Origin of the sequence: Thalassotalea sp. G2M2-11 (assembly GCF_017168195.1) — a bacterium.
In the GTDB taxonomy this organism is placed as follows: Bacteria; Pseudomonadota; Gammaproteobacteria; order Enterobacterales; family Alteromonadaceae; genus Thalassotalea_E.
This window is the reverse complement of the sequence record NZ_JADNYL010000001.1, coordinates 902,357-914,952: the sequence shown is the minus strand read 5'-3', so window position 1 is coordinate 914,952 and position 12,596 is coordinate 902,357. Positions and strand designations below refer to the sequence as shown.

Genomic DNA, 12,596 nt, shown 5'->3' with positions numbered 1-12,596 from the left:
TAACAATTTTATCAGGAGTTTGCCTAGTGAAAGCTGTGTTTTTAGATCGCCAAACATTTAGTGAAAATATTTGTTTAGACGATCTGACTAGGCAACTGACTCATCTAGAAGTTTACGATTTTACTGCTCCTTCACAAGTTCTGACTCGCTGCCAAAATGCTGAGATCATTCTCACTAATAAAGTGGAATTAACAGCAGAATTACTGGAACAGTTACCTCAATTAAAACTGGTATGTATCACGGCGACAGGGATTAATAATATTGATATTGACGCGGCAAAAGCATTAAACATCGCCGTTACAAATGTTAGCGGCTATGCCAAGCAATCGGTTGCTCAATATGTGTTTGCCCAACTGCTGAATTATTTTAGCCAACCGAATCATCACAGTGACAATGTAGCAAATGGCTTGTGGCAGCATTCCGCTAGTTTTTGTTTACATGGTAATGGCAGCATTGAATTAGCTGGGAAAACTCTTGGCATTGTCGGCTATGGCAGTTTAGGCCAAGCGGTTGCAACGATTGCTCAAGCGTTTGGCATGCAAGTGTTAATCAGTGAACGCCCTAACGCGAAAGCTATCAGAGCAGGACGAATAGCATTTGAGCAGCTTACTCAACAAGTTGATATTTTAAGCTTACACTGCCCACAAACATTAGATACGGAGCAGTTAATCAACGCTGCTGTACTCAAAAAAATGAAAAAATCCGCCGTATTGATAAACACGGCACGTGGTGCTTTAGTCAACGAAACTGATTTGCTCCAAGCACTCAATCAGGGGGAAATCGCCCACGCCATTTTGGATGTCATCAGCCAAGAGCCTCCTTCGGCTGATCATCCATTACTACGTGAGCAACCCAGTAACCTCGTTATAACCGCACACATTGCTTGGGCAAGTATTGAAGCGCAGCAACGACTGATTAATTTAGTTGCAGACAATATTGCCGCCTTTAAACAAGGCAAGTTAGTTAACCGCATTGCGTAGCAAAGCCACTAAAACCAAGTATCTTTAATTTTACCATAGTGAAAATAGCCCCATTGCCCGATACGGCGCATAGGCGCCAACGGAAACTTTGGTAAAGGACATTGATATAAAGGCAAGTTTGGCACCGATTTTTCTGCCACCTTTTCAGCCAAACGCTTACCCGCTTGCACAGAAAACGATACGCCCGAACCGCAATATCCCATACTATAAAAGACATTATGTTCAGGGTTTTGATAAATATGCGGTAAGTCATCTAGCGCCATACAAATCCACCCCGACCATGCATAGGCAATATTAAGATTTTGTAATGCAGGGAAGCTGGTTTTCAACACAGATAACAAACGGTTCGCATAATAAGGATCTTCAGCATTTTTACCAGTAATAGCACCGCGACCACCAAATAAAATACGATTATCCGGGAGTTTTCGGTAATAGTACTTTAACGCGCGCGTATCCATCACCACATTGGATGAGATGAAATTACATGCCGCTATTTGTTCATCCGTTAACGGCTCTGTCACTATGATTTGAGACAATACTGGCAAGGTACGATCGGTGATCAATGAGTGGAAACCTTTAGGGGTATAGCCATTGGTGGCTAAAACAACCTTTTTAGCCTTCACCACCGCCTTGGGAGTGATCAATTGATGCCCCGTAGGTGTTTGATGCCAGTCCTCAACGGGAGTGGCGCAATGGATCTTAGCTCCCGCTTGGCGAGCAAGTGTTTGATAACCCCATGCTAATTTTAGTGGGTTAAGCCCATAGCCGTCTTGATAACGGATCGCCCCATAAGCATTTTGATCAACCATATAGTCATGATGTAGCTCTGCACGTGATAGCACCTGCACGTCATAACCGAACATTTTTTGCTGTAACTTAGCTAAATCAATCAGCTCTTGTAACTTATTCGCCTTATGCGCCACTTTAATATAACCTGGCGATTGCACCTGACAGTCAATGCCCTCAGCAATCAATTGATTCACTGTATCGACGCCTGCTGACATTTCATCATAAATGCCACGCATCACAGTTTCACCCCATTGCTTTTGCATCTGGCTATAAGATTTTCGACCAGAAGATTTCAAAATAAAGCCAGCATTTCGACCACTACAGCCCCATGCGCTTTGGTTAGCTTCCACAACCGTGGCTTTAATGCCGTGTTCACGCGCTAAATGCAACGCACACGACAAACCAGTATAACCAGCTCCTATGATGGCAACATCAACATCAATATCTTGTGAAAGTGCTTGATCATTATCAGGAGCAATACCAGAATTTTCAGCCCAGTAACTTTTTGGATAAGCTTCACCGCATCCAGGGGATACATCATGTAGAGGGTCGTACATCTTATTACCTTTAATTAATTACAGTGCTAAACTAGCAACAAAATTAACATTAGCCAAATAATTTCCCATGAATAAAAACATTATTTATCGCCCGCTAGCACCACAAGATTATCAAGCGGTCATTGCACTAGGTAATTTCGTACACGGCGAAGGTTATATGGACACAGTAAAAGTTAAACAATGGGTTGAACAAGGCATAAAAGATCAAGTAAACGCTAGCTATGTCGCTTATGATAAGGATAAATTAGTTGGCTTTCGTATCACCTTTGCCGCCAAGCAATGGCACATTGACAAATGGTGTAGCCCTGTAAAATGGCAAGTGGCACCAGCACATGTGTGCTACTTTAAATGCAATACTGTGGATGAAAATTATCGTGGGCATGGCATTGGCAGTAAATTATTAAAATTAGCAATCAACGCAGTGAAAAAACAAGGGGCGCAGGCAGGTGTCAGTCATCTGTGGATGCAAAGCCCAGGCAATAGCGCAGTTAAGTATTTTAGTAAATGCGGCGGTACACTAGTCACCCAACATCCCAGACGTTGGAATGAATTGGAAGATTATATCTGCACACTCTGTGGCAAAGATTGTCATTGCAGCGCGGCGGAAATGATCATTCTTTTTGATAAAAAATTCGTTTAAAGAATAGCATGCTCAAACTGCCATCATAAAGATTAAAAGCGCTATGAATTTTAATTACTTAATATCAAACCTGATAGCGCAAAGTACAACACTCTTTAATTAACCTACTCCACTACTGAAAAGCTAACCAAACAATCGTTGTAATATTGAAGCTGAGCTTTTATCTGTTTTACAGGTATTTAGTGGGTCAAATTCAGCTAATTCAGGAAAATCGACTTGTAATTGGCGATGCTCAAAGTCCCCAATGGCAGGATTAAAGCGATAGTCCTGACTCCATATTTCGATATTCGCAGTTACTTGATTTATGGCATCCACCACATAGGCAATTTCTTTATCTGTCATGGTGGGATGGAATGATGCTCGGATCCAACCTGGTTTTTCAGCAAAATCACCGGAATCAATTTTCTTAGTAATTTCACAAGACGTGTCTTGATCTACATTTAACAAAATATGCCCGTAAGTGCCTGCACAAGAACAACCACCTCGAGTTTGTATACCGAACCTATCATTGAGTAACCTAACCACTAGATTATGATGAGCACCTTTTACATAAAAAGAAACAATCGCCAGCCTATCTTTTAGATTAGGTTCTAGCATCACCACTTGTTCGTTTTCACTTAATTGTGACATGACATAATCAACAATTTCTTTTTCTCGAACAGCAATATTATCCACCCCCATAGCATCCTTAACTTTAATCGCCAAGGCTGTGCGAATACATTGTAAGAAGCCGGGTGTACCACCATCTTCACGCAATTCAATATCATGGAAAAAGCTATGCTCTCCCCAAGGGTTAGTCCAAGTTACGGTACCACCACCGGGATGATCGGGCACTTTGTTTTTATACAAAGCACGATTAAATACCAACACCCCTGAGCTACCAGGGCCACCTAAAAATTTATGGGGAGAGAAGAAAATGGCATCCAACGCCTGTTTTGAATTGGCTGGATGCATATCAATATTCACATACGGTGCAGAACAGGCAAAATCAACAAAGCATAAACCGCCATGTTGATGCATGATCTCCGCCATTTGATAATAAGGTGTTTTAATTCCAGTCACATTTGAGCAGGCAGAGAATGAGCCTATTTTCAGTTTTCTATCCTGATATTGCTCTAATAACTCGGCTAAATGTACTAATGAAGGTAAACCATTCTCATCGGGGTCAATAATTTCCAGAGTCACATCACATTCATACCAAGTTGTTTGATTTGAGTGATGTTCCATATGGGTAATAAATACTACTGGGCGATCACAGTCATCAAAGGTCACCTGATCTTGCATCCGCTCAGGAATACGTAAACCAAGAATACGCTGAAATTTATTGATCACTCCCGTCATGCCTGTATCTGCGGTGATCAACACATCATTTTTACAAGCATTGACATGCTTTTTGATCACTTGTTGGGCTTCATGATAGGCATGGGTCATGGCACTACCAGTTAAATTGGTTTCAGTATGGGTATTAGCGACAAAGGGGCCTAAGGTGTGGCTGATATAGTCTTCTATCGGTTGATAAAGGCGACCACTTGCCGTCCAATCCGCATAGATTATCTCTTGTTCACGACCATTGATCGTATGTGTTAAGCCATTGCCAATCACATGACGGCGAAAAGGTAAGAAATAATTTTCTAAAGACATTGTATTTAACCAAAACAAACCAAAGTTAATTTATTCTAAATAAATAACAAAATAGCACAACAGCAAACCACCAAAACACTATAATAAGCAAATTAATTCCTAAATATAGTCATATTCAGCATTAACTATCTTTTTAGTGACAAATATAAGCTGTTATTAAAAAATTATTTTCATTTACATAAGATGGTGAAAAAATTTAGCGAACATAATAGACCTTTTTACAGTAACTGCCCTTGCTCAGTAAGTGGTGGCTGAGTAATTTGCCAGTTTATCGGAATTTTTTGCTGCTGAAGTAACCAGTCATTGGCTTGAGAAAATGGCTTGCTACCAAAAAAACCACGATATGCAGACAATGGCGAGGGATGTGGTCCGTTAAGCACACAATGCTTTTGAGTATCAATAGCACGCCCTTTCTTTTGTGCATGACTGCCCCAAAGAATAAACACACAGCCAGAGTTTTTTTCACTTAGCTCGTTGATCACTGCATCGGTAAAAGTTTCCCAACCTAACTTTGCATGCGAATGCGCCTTTCCTTGTTGCACTGTTAATACCGTATTAAGTAGCAATACGCCCTGCTCTGCCCACTCGGTTAAATTGCCATGTGACGGTGTAATAAAACCATCAATATCAGTGGTTAACTCTTTATAAATATTCACCAAGGAAGGCGGAACTTTCACTCCATGATTGACAGAAAAGGCTAAACCATGGGCTTGTGGTTGACCTTGACTACCAACTCCGTGATAAGGGTCTTGCCCTAAAATGACCACTTTTATTTCAGATAAATCACTAAAACGAAAGGCATTAAATACATCATGCTCGTTTGGAAATATCGTCACACCATTACTGCGCTGCGCATCGACACTATTAATCAGTTGCTGAAAATACTCTTGTTGCTGCTGCAAGCTAATCAAAGATTGCCATTGTGGCTTAATATCATTCATAAAAAAGGGCAGTTGAAAATACTGCCCTTAGTTTATCGTATGCTGATGTGCTAAGAAACTTAATTTCCCGCTAATAAGTATGCGCGTAAATCACTAAACTCATTACTTTGATCAACCGATAATATCGATTCAGTCGCACAATCTGCCAACTCTTTTGGCAAGGCAATCGGTTGACCTAAGGTGCTTTCAACCACTTCTTTGAATTTTGCCGGATGTGCCGTACCTAAAAATACGCCAAACTCAGTTTCACTGGCATTATATTGCAACGCTTTATAGGCAACAGCCGCATGAGGCTCACTGATATAGCCAAGCTTAGCAAGTGCGATCATGGTCATTTGAGTTTGCTCTTCATCAATAGAAACTGAGCTTACACAGTTTTTATCAACAATGCCTGACCGTAACATATGTTCTACACGTGGCCAGTTGTTTGGGTTACTAACATCCATCGCATTCGACATAGTAGCAATCGTATCATTAGGCGACCACTCACCCGTTTGTAAGTAACGAGGCACGGTATCATTTGAGTTGGTTGCCGCAATAAAGCGCTTAATGGGCAAACCCATAGCTTTAGCAAATAGCCCTGCGGTTAAGTTACCAAAATTACCGCTAGGAACTGAAAAGACAAGATCTTCCAATCCCGCTTGACCTTGCTGGCGATATAACTGTGCCGCGGCTTCAAAATAGTAACAAATTTGCGCGAGTAAACGGCTGATATTAATTGAATTAGCAGAGTTTAATGCAATAGTCTCCCTTAATTCTTTATCATCAAACGCTTTTTTGACTAACGCTTGGCAATCATCAAAATCACCATCAACGGCAATTGTTTCAATGTTGCCACCAAGTGTGGTAAACATTTTTTCTTGTAATAAGCTGATCTTCCCTTTGGGATACATGATCACCACACGAATGTTTTCAATGCCATGGAAGGCATGAGCAACAGCAGCGCCAGTATCACCAGAAGTCGCGGTTAAAATAGTGATTTTTTTGTTTGCACTAAAGGTTTGTAAACAACGCGCCATAAAACGCGCGCCGAAATCTTTAAACGCAAGTGTAGGTCCATGAAACAGCTCTAAAATGGCACGGTTTTCACTGATTGGCTGTATTTGTGCGGGAAAGTTAAAGGCTTCAGTAATGATTTTTGACAATGCTGACTCAGATAAATCATCACTGACAAATGGGTGAAGTACTTTAACGCAACGCTCAACAAATGGCATGGCTAGCAGTTGTTCAATATTATCAAAACTTGGAATGGACTCGGGAAAGAATAACCCTTGGTTACGTCCCAACCCTTGTTTTACCGCGCCAGAAAAACTGACAACTTCATCATTTTCTTTAAGATTATAAAATTTCACTTTGGTTATTCCTAATATCACTACACTGCAATCAGCAGTATTATTGCGCTATTTGACTGGCGCCTTGTTCGTCAACACGGCAAACATGAACAAACCCTTCACATCTACCGTCAGATAATGTTTGTAAATAATTGTCACTTAACCACGCAGCAAACTCATTGGCTTTTGCTTCATCATCCGTGACACAAAATAACGTTGGACCAGAGCCTGAAATTCCTACTGCTAAACTCCCTTTTGACTTCAAATATTGACAGGCTTGTTGATAACCTGGCAATAAGTGTTGTCGATAAGGCTCCGCGACAATATCGGTCACCACCGAAAACGCCTGCGCTTTATCATTTCGATGGCAAGCATCGACAAAAGTTGCCAAATTTTGCCCAAATATTATTAATTCTTTGCGGCTATAGTGTTCAGGTAACACTTCTCTTGCGGCCTTAGTTGAGACTTCAATGCCTGGATACGCCATCACATAAAAGCAATCATCAAACTGTGGTAAATGACGAGTAATAATGTCATCACTAGGCACCATTAATTGCATACCTCCGTAATAGCAAGGCGCAACATTGTCATAATGTAAACTACCACTAATTTGTGCTTCCATTTGCCCCATCATACGTAGCATGGTTGCTTTATCAAAACTAAATTGATGGTATTGTTGATAATAGTTGTTAAGTGCGGCTAACGCGGCAACCACCGAACAAGCACTTGAACCTAAACCACTACCTACTGGCATTTTTTTCTCTAAGGTGACTTTCACTGGCACCACATCAACTTGCTGTTCTTCCAGCGCCTGATGATATAATTGCATACAGTGCCAAACGATATTTTCGCTTGGCTCAGCAGGTAATTTAGCCGCAAATTCTCCCAAGACAACCAGTTGATTAGTTTCATGGCGTTCAACCGTGACGACATCACCTAGTAAAGTACCATCGACTGGCTTGACAGCTAAACCAAGAATATCAAAACCAACACTGACATTACCGATAGAGGCTGGTGCAAATACTGAAACTTTGTCGTTAGCCATTAGTGTTGTTGCTCCCATGCTAGTGTACGCAATAAATCACCAAAAACACCCGCTGCTGTAACCTCAGCACCAGCACCATAGCCTCTTAAGACAAAAGGTAATGGTTGGTAATAACGGCTGTGAATAGCAAGCGCGTTTTCACCATCTTTAATCGCATATAACGGATGAGCGCTATCAACAGCTTCTATTGACACCTGACATTTTCCCTCAACAATATTACCAATATAGCGTAATACTTTCCCTTGTGATTGCGCTTGCTCAACTCGTTGTGAAAAATCATCATCAAGCGAGGCTAAATTATTCATAAAGCTTGAAACATCGCCACTGTCATCAAAGTCACTTGGTAATACCGATTCAATCGTGATATCAGATAACTCCAATGGCATCCCCGCTTCACGCGCCATAATAAGTAATTTTCTCGCAACATCCATTCCACTGAGATCATCTCGAGGATCAGGCTCGGTAAAGCCATTTTCTTTGGCGATTGCCGTAGCTTGAGACAAGCTCATACCTTCTTCTAACTTGCCAAAGATATAGGATAAAGAGCCAGATAAGATCCCTTCAAAACGCACTAATTCATCACCTGCTTTGATCAAGCTCTGCAAAGTATCAATAACTGGTAGACCTGCACCCACCGTTGTTTCATATAGAAAACGACGATTTGTTTTCTGAGTTGCTGCACGAATGGCTTGGTAATACTGCCATGAATCCGTATTCGCTTTTTTATTCGGAGTGACAACATGGAAACCTTGTTCGATAAAATCCACATAACTCATCGCTAATTGTTCATTGGATGTTGAATCGACTAACACTGGGTTGATTAAGTGATTATCACGAACAAAGGCTTTGATGTTTTCGGCAGTGACTGGCACTGGAGATTGTCCGAGCAACTGTTGCCAATTGTCTAAATCAATCCCTTCCTTATCAAACACCATGCCTTTACTATTAGCGATACCATAAACCCGTAATGAAATATTTTGTGCACGTAACTTAGGCTGTTGGCGGGCAATTTGTGCGATCAACTCACTGCCAACTACGCCACAACCCACCATAAAGACATCAATCGTCGGTTTATGAGAGAAAAAGTTCTGGTGACTCACTTTTAATGCATCAGTACATTTACGCTTTTCAATCACTACTGAAATGCTGCGCTCAGATGAATCTTGCGCGATAGCAATCACATTCACCCGTGCTTGTGCTAACGAGCTAAAGAATTTAGCAGCCACGCCTTGCTGATGATGCATCCCATCACCCACTAACGAAACAATTGATAAATCACTTTGTAAATCAAGCGGCTCTAGCAAACCGTTTAACAGCTCAAGCTCAAATTCTTGTTTTAAGCTTTCTGCCGCTAAATCGGCATCAGCAGAATGAATACAAAAACTAATACAGTATTCACTGGAGGACTGACTGATTAAGACGATGGAAATATTCTCTCGACTCATAGTGGCAAATACACGACTTGCCATACCCACCATGCCTTTCATTCCTGGGCCTGACACATTCACCATGGTCAAATTATCGAGATTTGAAATCGCTTTGACTTGCTTTGATTGATCATTTTCATTACTGATAAGCGTCCCTTTTGCTTCAGGGTTACCAGTGTTTTTGATCAAACATGGGATGTGATATTGGGCAATAGGTCCTATCGTTTTCGGATGTAGCACACTCGCACCAAAGTAAGATAACTCCATCGCTTCTTGATAAGACAAGTAATCTAATAAGCGCGCATCTTTAATGAGACGAGGATCGGCATTATAAACACCGTTAACATCCGTCCAAATTTCACAACATTGTGCCTGTGCACAAACCGCTAACACTGCGGCTGAATAATCCGAGCCATTACGGCCTAATGTCGTTACTTGTCCGTTACTGTTCACCCCAATAAACCCTGGCATAAGTGCCACGCGATTTAAGTTATTGTACTGACATAAAAACTTTTCTTTACATAGCACTAAGTCAGCTAATGCATTTAATGAAACATCGTTGGTGCGTAAAAACTTTTCAGGTTCGATCAGGGAAACGTTAATATCGTAACTTTTCAATACTGAGTCTAAAATTGCCACACTTAGTCGTTCGCCAACACTGATGATCACCGCACGAATATGATCGGGACAATACGACAACATATTCGCTCCCTGCATATAACGAGCAAGCTGTTGCTCCCAATTTTTAAGCGTTTGTTCAGCATGATGAGAATCAAAATCAGCTAAAGAAGCAGATAAATCAGAAATAATCGTTTCTATTGCGCTTTTAAAATGTGCCAGATCAGTTTGTAATTTTTTTTCATCAGCAATGTTTTCAGCCATCGCTACTAAATGATTGGTAACCCCTTGTGGGGCAGAGACAACAATAGCAACCGCTGAAGAAAGGCTTTCATTTTTGACAATATTAGCAACCTGAACAAAACGTTCAGCCGATGCCAATGATGACCCACCAAATTTTAACACACGCATTTTTCTTCCCCTAGAAACGAAAAAAGCCCGCTACCTTTATGGTCACGGGCTTTGATAAAAAACTTTCTTTTACACGTCAGCCAATGACCACCATCCCGGTGAGGGTGGTAGTAATAATAATAGCAATGTGGCGAGTAAAAGTTTTCATGGGGGTAAAATGCCTTAAATGTAATTTTCTGTCAACCGTCTTTTTGAATAGAAGTATAAGAAATGTGAATAAACGCGGGAAAAATGGAATAAATATTTAATTTACTAGTAGTTTCAGTTCTTGTCGAGCAGCACAAACTTTATTGCGCCCTGTCGACTTAGCATCATATAATGCCTTATCAGCGCTGGAAATTAAATCTTCATAGCGCTGGTTATCGGCTGATAATGTCGCAACTCCCACACTGGTAGAAAAGCGGATATCTTCCCCTTGAAATTTTATTACAGAATGTTCAAGTGTTTCACGAATACGCTCTGCCACATCTAGCGCACCATCGAGATCGGTTTCAGGTAAAATAACGGCAAATTCTTCGCCACCATAACGACCGAATTGATCACAAATACGCAATAAAGACTTAGTAATATTAGCAGTTTCTATCAGTACTAAATCACCACACTGATGACCATAGCTATCATTGAGTAATTTAAACCTGTCCAGATCGAACATAATTAATGCAAGTTCGTGTTGATACCGACGAGCTCGTCCAAACTCTTTTGCCAGACATTCTTCCCAATGCTTACGATTAAACACTTGGGTTAAGCCATCAATTTTATTTGCTTTTGCCAACTGTTCCAGCGCACTATTTAGCTTAGATTGATAGTGACAAACGTCAGTTGCATCCTCAATTAAAATGCAAATATGTGTTAATTTACCCTGCTTTTCAATCGGCAAAAAAGTACAGTTTTGTGCCATAAAATGACTGTCGGTTGAAATCGGGCGAGTATGAGGTAATTCAAATAAATGATGTCGTTGTTCCCACGAACAAAAGTTCGGCGTATTTAACTGGATCACGCTGGCTAATTTACGCTCAAACCAACGGCGAGGTAGTTCAGGAAAAACAGTAAAAACTGACTGACCTAGCACTTCATTTGAATGTTTGTTTGCATGCACTTGCAAATAACGATTCCACTCGACAATCGTTAACTCGAGATCGAGCACGAGAATGCCAGTGTTAATTTGCTCTGCGATCATTTCACAAACATTAGCAGACATTAGAATGCTTCCAAAATACGATCAATCACGGTAGTGATATTGATAATAGCAGCAGAAGGGATCAATAAAATCATGTCACAGTTAAATGAATAGTCTGTCACTTGATAAGTAATTTTCACCTTCAGTGCCGCATCCCAAGTAAACTGTTGCTGCTCTATGTGCTCAGAAATACTAGACTGACTCGAGGCTAGTAATCGCGGTGCACTATATGACATTTGATTATCGATTTGACTGGCAAAAACATTTAAAAATGTTGTGGTTAAAATAGAGCTTAAATCAATAATTTGCTCTTCTACCGACAGTTCATCAGGTTCATAACCTAGTAAGTCAGCTAAACGATCTGAGTCTTTCGGCTGATAAACCAATAAGGCTTCACCACGTATTCCCTCATAACCAAAAAAACCTTGGCTGACGACCGCCACTGCTTGCTCTTCTTGATGAAGCGATTGCGACAAATGTTCTGAACTCACTTGCTCAATACTCGGCACTTTCAAATGGACAAAAGTATCTAAATAACGTGCCAATTGATCGCTCGCTTGCCCCATTGCGACATTTATCAATTCTTGCAAGCAATCTTGTTGATCAGCGGTTAAGATGAGTTGATTCATAGCAAACCATATTCGTTTAAGTGATGATGCAAAAGCTCTTTTTGCACAGGTTTGCGTAAAAAAGCCTTAGCGCCAAGCTGCATTACTTTCGATTGCATTTCCGGTTGAACATCCGCAGAAATAACAAAGACATTAACAGACAACTCAGCTGCCTTGATCCCCTCGAGTACACCAATACCATCAACAACCGGCATGGTAAGGTCTAAAAACAGCAGATCAAAGTTTTGTTGACTCAACAATTCAAGCGCTTCCTCACCATTAGTGGCAAGCTGGGCGGTTGATGAGAGTGATTCAGGTAAGCTTCTTAACACTTGCTTTCGTGCAAGATTAGAGTCATCGCATATCAGAACTGACGAGCTCATGGATTTAGGATCCTTAGTATTCTTATTTTTATCCCTATTAATTTACAT

11 protein-coding genes are annotated in these 12,596 nt (G+C 40.8%); 2 read left to right on the top strand and 9 right to left on the bottom strand.

Annotated elements, in window-relative coordinates; all coding sequences use genetic code 11:
• Positions 1-26: 26 nt before the first annotated feature.
• Positions 27-980 (top strand): D-2-hydroxyacid dehydrogenase, encoded by a 954-nt coding sequence (locus IV514_RS03910; RefSeq protein ID WP_206483584.1) that lies wholly within the window; start codon positions 27-29, stop codon positions 978-980.
• An 8-nt stretch (positions 981-988) separates the two neighbouring features.
• Here the strand turns inward: IV514_RS03910 and IV514_RS03905 are convergent, their stop codons facing one another.
• Positions 989-2,326 carry an FAD-dependent oxidoreductase gene (locus IV514_RS03905; RefSeq protein WP_206483583.1) on the bottom strand — a complete coding sequence of 446 codons (1,338 nt, stop codon included), beginning with the start codon at positions 2,324-2,326 and terminating at the stop codon, positions 989-991.
• A 67-nt stretch (positions 2,327-2,393) separates the two neighbouring features.
• Here IV514_RS03905 and IV514_RS03900 point away from each other — a divergent pair, with 67 nt between their 5' ends.
• A complete protein-coding gene (locus IV514_RS03900) occupies positions 2,394-2,966 on the top strand; it encodes a GNAT family N-acetyltransferase (protein WP_206483582.1) in 573 nt (190 codons plus the stop codon).
• A gap of 123 nt (positions 2,967-3,089) precedes the next feature.
• Here the strand turns inward: IV514_RS03900 and IV514_RS03895 are convergent, their stop codons facing one another.
• From IV514_RS03895 to IV514_RS03860, 8 genes are all read right to left on the bottom strand, one after another.
• Positions 3,090-4,607 carry an aminotransferase class V-fold PLP-dependent enzyme gene (locus tag IV514_RS03895; protein WP_206483581.1) on the bottom strand — a complete coding sequence of 506 codons (1,518 nt, stop codon included), beginning with the start codon at positions 4,605-4,607 and terminating at the stop codon, positions 3,090-3,092.
• A 218-nt stretch (positions 4,608-4,825) separates the two neighbouring features.
• On the bottom strand, positions 4,826-5,548 hold the full coding sequence (ung, locus tag IV514_RS03890) for a uracil-DNA glycosylase (RefSeq protein WP_206483580.1): 723 nt from the start codon (positions 5,546-5,548) through the stop codon (positions 4,826-4,828).
• Between the two features lie 59 nt (positions 5,549-5,607).
• Positions 5,608-6,900: a threonine synthase gene (gene thrC, locus IV514_RS03885; protein WP_206483579.1), complete on the bottom strand. Its 1,293-nt coding sequence runs from the start codon at positions 6,898-6,900 to the stop codon at positions 5,608-5,610.
• A gap of 40 nt (positions 6,901-6,940) precedes the next feature.
• Positions 6,941-7,924, bottom strand: coding sequence for a homoserine kinase (thrB, locus tag IV514_RS03880; RefSeq protein ID WP_241242162.1), 984 nt, complete (start codon positions 7,922-7,924; stop codon positions 6,941-6,943).
• Complete coding sequence (gene thrA, locus IV514_RS03875) at positions 7,924-10,380, bottom strand: bifunctional aspartate kinase/homoserine dehydrogenase I (RefSeq protein ID WP_206483577.1); 2,457 nt, start codon at positions 10,378-10,380, stop codon at positions 7,924-7,926. The genes thrB and thrA overlap by 1 nt, the downstream gene beginning before the upstream one ends.
• A 244-nt stretch (positions 10,381-10,624) precedes the next feature.
• Positions 10,625-11,578, bottom strand: a complete 954-nt coding sequence (locus IV514_RS03870; protein WP_206483576.1) for a diguanylate cyclase — start codon at positions 11,576-11,578, stop codon at positions 10,625-10,627.
• Positions 11,578-12,186 (bottom strand): chemotaxis protein, encoded by a 609-nt coding sequence (locus IV514_RS03865; RefSeq protein ID WP_206483575.1) that lies wholly within the window; start codon positions 12,184-12,186, stop codon positions 11,578-11,580. The genes IV514_RS03870 and IV514_RS03865 overlap by 1 nt, the downstream gene beginning before the upstream one ends.
• Positions 12,183-12,548, bottom strand: coding sequence for a response regulator (locus IV514_RS03860; RefSeq protein ID WP_206483574.1), 366 nt, complete (start codon positions 12,546-12,548; stop codon positions 12,183-12,185). Before IV514_RS03860 ends, IV514_RS03865 begins: the two co-directional genes overlap by 4 nt.
• Positions 12,549-12,596 lie beyond the last annotated feature (48 nt).